General features: G+C 68.6%; 6 protein-coding genes and 1 pseudogene. All 7 read right to left on the bottom strand.

Going from position 1 to position 6,086, the window contains the following annotated elements; translation table 11 throughout:
- Nucleotides 1-385: pseudogene (locus VFA16_RS11525) on the bottom strand (cell division protein SepF); the annotation flags it as partial.
- A gap of 56 nt (nt 386-441) precedes the next feature.
- Nucleotides 442-1,224 carry a YggS family pyridoxal phosphate-dependent enzyme gene (locus VFA16_RS11520; protein ID WP_324967932.1) on the bottom strand — a complete coding sequence of 261 codons (783 nt, stop codon included), beginning with the start codon at nt 1,222-1,224 and terminating at the stop codon, nt 442-444.
- Nucleotides 1,221-1,937 (bottom strand): peptidoglycan editing factor PgeF, encoded by a 717-nt coding sequence (gene pgeF, locus VFA16_RS11515; RefSeq protein WP_324967931.1) that lies wholly within the window; start codon nt 1,935-1,937, stop codon nt 1,221-1,223. The genes VFA16_RS11520 and pgeF overlap by 4 nt, the downstream gene beginning before the upstream one ends.
- A gap of 104 nt (nt 1,938-2,041) precedes the next feature.
- A complete protein-coding gene (gene ftsZ, locus VFA16_RS11510; protein WP_324967934.1) occupies nt 2,042-3,184 on the bottom strand; it encodes a cell division protein FtsZ in 1,143 nt (380 codons plus the stop codon).
- Between the two features lie 219 nt (nt 3,185-3,403).
- Nucleotides 3,404-4,315, bottom strand: coding sequence for a cell division protein FtsQ/DivIB (locus VFA16_RS11505; protein ID WP_324967933.1), 912 nt, complete (start codon nt 4,313-4,315; stop codon nt 3,404-3,406).
- Nucleotides 4,309-5,793, bottom strand: coding sequence for a UDP-N-acetylmuramate--L-alanine ligase (murC, locus tag VFA16_RS11500; protein ID WP_324967930.1), 1,485 nt, complete (start codon nt 5,791-5,793; stop codon nt 4,309-4,311). The genes VFA16_RS11505 and murC overlap by 7 nt, the downstream gene beginning before the upstream one ends.
- Before the next feature lie 2 nt (nt 5,794-5,795).
- Nucleotides 5,796-6,086 (bottom strand): glycosyltransferase (locus VFA16_RS11495; protein WP_324967929.1); only part of this gene is annotated, 291 nt, incomplete at its 5' end.

Genomic DNA, 6,086 nt, shown 5'->3' with positions numbered 1-6,086 from the left:
TGGGCCGCAGCGTCGTGATCTTCGACAGCGGGCTGCCCTCGTCGAACAGCATCGCCATCCGGCGGGGGTCCATGGCCAGCGCGCCGCGGGTCGAGCCCCGCAACAGCCCGAATCGAGGCCGGCCCAGCTCGCTGCGGTCATAGTCGCGGGGCCGGAACCGGTGGTCGTCGGGGTAGCCGCTGCGGTAGCTGCCCGGCGGATAGTCGTCGGGCTCGCCGCGCGGATCGTCGTAGTCCCGCCCTTCGTAGCGGCTATAGCCGTCGTCGAAGCGGTGCCGGGAGTAGCCGCTGCGGGACGGAGCGCGGTCGTCGTCGTAGTACTCGTCCTCGTAGTCCTCCATCGGAGCCATACCGAAGTAGGCCTTGACCTTGTGCAGAGTGCTCATCGCGTGACCCCTTCTGGATGCGGTGCCTTTGATGAAGGTGTGACTACAGTGACGTATCACGGTGACCGTAACGGTCGAGGACCCAATAGCGCGGTACCGACACGCACACAGGTCGAACCATGTTTTATCGCCAGTTCCAGGTCGTTGGACATCCCTGCGGACAGGCCGACCGCGCCCGGGTGCGACCGGCGGACCCGCTCGTGCTCGGCTTGCAGGAGTTCGAAGGCCGCGTCGGGATCCCAGTCCAGTGGTGGAATTCCCATCAACCCGACCAGTTCGAGGTTCGCGGCGGCCGCAATCTCCGCGCAGACCTCGTCGACCGCGTCGGGCGCCGAGACGTCGACGCCGCCGCGGGACACGTCGCCGTCCAGGCTGATCTGCACGTAGGCCCGCAGCGGGTCGCGACGCTGGCCCTCCGCGCGGGCCGCACCGACAGCCCGGTCGAGCGCGGCCGCCGTGCGGACGCTGCTGACCGAGTGGACCGTGTGCGCCCAGCGGGCCAGTGACCGGGCCTTGTTGCGCTGAATCTGACCGACCATGTGCCAACGCAGCGGCGGTGACGCCGGGCCTAATAACCGGGCGACTTCACGGACCTTCGCCGATGCTTCCTGATCGCGGGATTCGCCAACGGATGCACAACCCAGTAGCGACAAAATCACAACATCGGTTGCTGGAAAGAATTTGGTAATCGGTAAAAGCTCAATTTCTTCGAGTTTGCGGCGCGCCGCCTCGGCGGCCGCTGCCAATCGGGATCGCAGCGCCGCCAAAGCATTGGTCAATTCCGATTCGCGCTCTTCTCGGGGGTCCCGGCTCGGCCCGACGTCGGCCACGGCGTTCATTCCATCCACACCAGCGACGCCAGCCGCCCCGTCGGCGCGTCGCGGCGGTGGCTGAACAGGCTCGGGTCGTCCACAGTGCAGCGCGGGTCGATGTCGATGGCTTTAACGCCCAAATCGCTCAATTGGCAAGCTATTCCGGCCCGCAAGTCGAGTCCGGGTGTGCCGGCTGAGGTGGTGGTACGGCTGCCGGGCAGGGCCGCGGCGACCTCGTCGGCCATCGCTGCGGGCACTTCGTAGTTGCGCCCGCTGACCGCGGGGCCGAGCAGGACAGAGATGTCTTCGGTGTGCGCACCGAGAGCCAACATCGTCTCCAGCGCCCGCGCCACCACGCCGCGCTGCGCGCCGACGCGTCCGGCGTGCACCGCCGCCACCACGCCGGCCCGCGCGTCGGCCATCAACACCGGCACGCAGTCCGCCGTCACCACGGCCAGCGCCAGCCGCGGCGTCGCGGTCACCAATGCGTCGGTGCCCGCCCTGCCGCCGACGGCGGCACTCTGCGGCTGCTCCACCACCTCGACGTGATCTCCGTGAACCTGATTCATCCACACCAGCCGGTTGGCGTCGAGTCCGATCGCAGCGGCCAGCCGCGCCCGGTTGGCCGCCACCGCCGCGGGGTCGTCACCGACGTGGTCGCCGAGGTTGAACGTGTCGAACGGCGGCGCCGAGACACCGCCGGCCCGGGTGGTGGTGACCCGCCGGATGCGATAGCTCACCTGCCCAGTATCCGGACCGTCCAGGTTTCTCGGGCGAGCGTGCAGAGATGTACACCGGTCATCGGTGTGTCGTGTGCAAACACGCACGCTTGGCCGAAGGACGGCTAGCGCCGCATGAACGGCGGCACGTCGACGTCCTCGTCGTCGTCATCGCCGCCGATGTTGAACGTCGTGCCGTTGGTGGGCACCGGGACGCTGACCGCGTCGGCCGGCTCGAAGAGCGTCGAGGAGACTTTGCCGTGTTTCCCTGCGGCGATCGTCGGGGTTTCACTACCGCCCCCGATGGGCCTGCGGCTCGGTCCGGTCGACGCGAAACCGGCCGCAATGACCGTGACACGCACCTCGTCACCGAGTGAATCGTCGATGACGGTCCCGAAAATGATGTTGGCGTCTTGATGGGCGGCGTCTTGCACCAGTGACGCCGCCTCGTTGATCTCGAACAGGCCCAGGTCGCTGCCGCCGGCGATCGACATCAGGACACCCTGTGCGCCCTCCATGGACTGTTCCAGCAGCGGTGAGTTGATCGCGATCTCGGCGGCTTTGAGCGCTCGTCCCTCGCCGCGGGCGGAGCCGATGCCCATCAGCGCGGTGCCGGCCCCAGACATGATGCCCTTGACGTCAGCGAAGTCGACATTGATCAGGCCCGGCGTGGTGATCAGGTCGGTGATGCCCTGCACACCGTTGAGCAGCACCTCGTCGGCGCTGCGGAAGGCATCCATCAACGACACTTGGGCGTCGCCCATCTGCAGCAGCCGATCGTTGGGGATCACGATCAGCGTGTCGCAGCTTTCCCGCAGCGTCGCGATGCCGGTTTCGGCTTGTTGGCTGCGCCGCTTGCCCTCGAACGAGAACGGCCGGGTGACCACCCCGACCGTCAACGCGCCGAGCTTGCGGGCGATGCTGGCCACGACGGGGGCCCCGCCGGTGCCGGTACCGCCGCCTTCACCGGCGGTGACGAACACCATGTCGGCCCCGCGCAACAGCTCTTCGATCTCGTCCTTGGCGTCTTCGGCGGCCTTGCGCCCTACCTCCGGATCGGCGCCGGCGCCGAGGCCCCGGGTGGAGTCACGGCCGACGTCGAGTTTGACATCGGCATCGCTCATCAACAGCGCTTGGGCGTCGGTGTTGATGGCGATGAACTCCACGCCTTTGAGGCCCTGCTCGATCATCCGGTTGACGGCATTGACACCGCCGCCGCCGATACCCACGACTTTGATGACGGCCAGGTAGTTATGCGGGGGGGTCATCATTGCGTCTTCCTCCCTGGTGGGCTTGGCCTGGTGGCGAAGCTCCCTGGCGACTCTCGGCGAGTCCTAAAACCCTCAACCTCAACCTTAGGCTTAGAGTTATGTCAAGTAGTTCCGCGCAACCAGAACGGTATGGCCGCGGCGCGTACTCGTGATGCAGGCGCGCCGACGCGTCGCCTTGAATTTCGGCCATTTTTCGGCGGCGCCCCGCGGCACCGCTTACTTGACCGTCGGTAGATCCGGGCTGGACACGTCGTAGGTTCGGCCCGGCTGCGTCAACAGCGCGGCCAATTTCTCGGCCTTCTCCTCGGTGCGGTCGCTGGTCCCCCAGATGACGGTTCGCCCGTCGGCCAGCGTCAAAGTGATGGAGGAAACCGACGGAGCCGCGACTCGGCCGACCTGGCCCGCCACTTCCGGGCGCAGCGCGGTGAGCACCGCCAGCACGGCCTTGGTGGCCGGATCCGTCGGACCGGGATTGTCAACGTCGATGTAGGGCAGCGACGGTGGCGGCGGCGCGGTCGCGAAGTCGACTCCGTCATGGTCGTAGAGGTGCGGGCCGTCGGGAAAGTCCTTGACCACCACGGGAATCCGCTCGACGATGGTGATTCGCAGCGCCGACGGATACTGCCGCTGGACCCGCGCGCTGGCCACCCGCCGTATCGCCGCCACCCGGTCGGCGACTGCGTCGGTGTCGATCTGCAGCAGCGGCGTCCCGGGCCGCACCTTCGCCGCGTCGAGTACCTCTTCGCGGGTCACCGCGCCGGTGCCGGCGACGACGATGCTGCGCGCCGACATCACCGGCGTGAAGTACAGGATCAGCCCCAGCCCCACGGTGACCACCGCCAACAGCACCGTCGCGAGCATCAACTTCAACCCGCGAACCGCGCCCCGCGGAACGGGTTTCCCCTCGCCGAGCACGCCGCCACCGGCCTTGCGTTTGGCCTCCCGGCGCGCCTCTTCGATGGCCCTGGCCCGGGCTTCCGCGGCTCGTCGCTGAGCGCGTTCCTCTCGGGCCCGACGACGCGGGCCTTCGAAGCGGATCGCCCCCGATTCGGAAGTTTCGCCCTCCGGGGTGCCGATCGGCTCCGTCACCGCCTCGGTCGCCGGCCCGGCCGTGGGCTCGCTCACCAGTGCTCCCCGGGACGGCCAGGCAGAATGCGGTTGGCGCGCACCCGCAGCGCGGTCACGATCTCCGGCGCGAGCATGGTCACGTCGCCGGCACCCATGGTGACCACGACGTCACCGGGCCGTGCCGCCGCGGCCACCGTCTCGGCGACGGCGGAGAAATCCGGGACATAGTGCACCGGCACGCTGACGTGCTCGGCCACACTGGCTCCGCTCACCCCCGGCAGCGGTTGTTCGCGCGCGCCATAGACGTCGAGCACGAAGACCTCGTCGGCGGCATCGAGGGCATGGCCGAACTCGGCGGCGAAAGCCTTTGTCCGCGAATACAAATGGGGCTGGAACACCACCACCGCCCGACCGTTGCCGCTTTGCTCCAGCAGTGTGCGGACCGCGGCCAGCGTCGCGCTGATTTCCGTCGGGTGGTGGGCGTAGTCGTCGAAAACCCGCACCGACGCCGCAGTCCCGATCAGTTCGAATCGCCGGCGTACCCCTTCAAAACCTGCCAGCCCGTCGAGCACCGACTCGGGCGGGGCGCCGATTTCGATCGCGGCCAGGAATGCGCCTAACGCGTTGAGCGCCATGTGCCGCCCCGGCACCGAGAGCCGCATCGCCCACGGGTTGGGGTCGCCGGCCAGCTGGATGTGCGCCACCGCGCCGGTACCCTGCTGCTCCCACGACAGCAGCGTCGCGGTAGGGGCGTACCGCCCGCTTGCGGAGGAGTGATCGGCCGGCTGGCTGCCATACCGCAGCACCCGAATGCCCAGTGCCGCAGTGTGTTCCGCCAGCGCGGCCGCTCCCGGATCGTCGGTGCAGACCACCAGCGCTCCGCCGGGGGCAAGGCGTTCGACAAACGAGTCGAACACCGAGGTATACGCATCAACGCTGCCGAAGAAGTCCAGATGATCGGATTCGATGTTGGTGACGACCGCGACGTGGGGCGTGTACTCCAGTAGCGAGCCGTCACTTTCGTCAGCCTCGGCGACGAAGTAGTCGCCGCTGCCGTGGTGGGCGTTGGTCCCGGCCTCCCCCAACTCGCCTCCGACCGCGAACGACGGATCGAGCCCACAGTGCTGCAGCGCGACGATCAGCATTGAGGTCGTCGTCGTCTTACCGTGCGTGCCGGTGACCATCAAAGTGGTGCGCCCGGCCATCAGCTTCGCCAGCACCGCCGGTCTTAGCAGCACCGGGATGCCGCGGCGCCGGGCTTCGACGAGCTCGGGGTTGGTCTTGGGAATAGCGGCGTGAGTGGTGATGACAGCGGTCGGGGCGCCGGGCAGCAGATCCAGCGACGAGGTGTCGTGGCCGATGCGGATCAGTGCACCGCGGGCGCGCAGCGCACGCACACCCCGCGACTCTTTAGCATCAGAGCCCGAGACCATCCCGCCGCGGTCCAGCAGGATGCGGGCAATGCCTGACATGCCCGCTCCCCCGATGCCGACCATATGCACCCGCTGCAACTCCGGCGGCAGCGACGAGTCGCTCACCGTCACCCCGTTCCCGTCGGCCGCCGCTCACGCGCCCCCCGTGCTTCGCGTGCCACGTCGAGGGCGGCCTGAGCCACCCGCTGTGCCGCATCGGGATGCCCGGCCCGGGCGGCAGCCGCCGTCATCGCCGCCAGCCGGGGCGGGTCGTTGAGCAGCCCGGCCACCTGTTCCGCCACGAACCGGGGGGTCAAGTCGGCGTCTGCGACCAGCAGGCCGCCGCCGGCGTTGACGACGGGCAGCGCGTTCAGCCGCTGTTCGCCGTTGCCGATGGGCAGCGGGACGTAGACGGCGGG

This window comes from Mycobacterium sp. (genome assembly GCF_035653355.1).
Lineage (GTDB): Bacteria > Actinomycetota > Actinomycetes > Mycobacteriales > Mycobacteriaceae > Mycobacterium.
The sequence above is the reverse complement of the archived record's forward strand: the minus strand, read 5'-3'. Positions and strand labels throughout refer to the sequence as shown.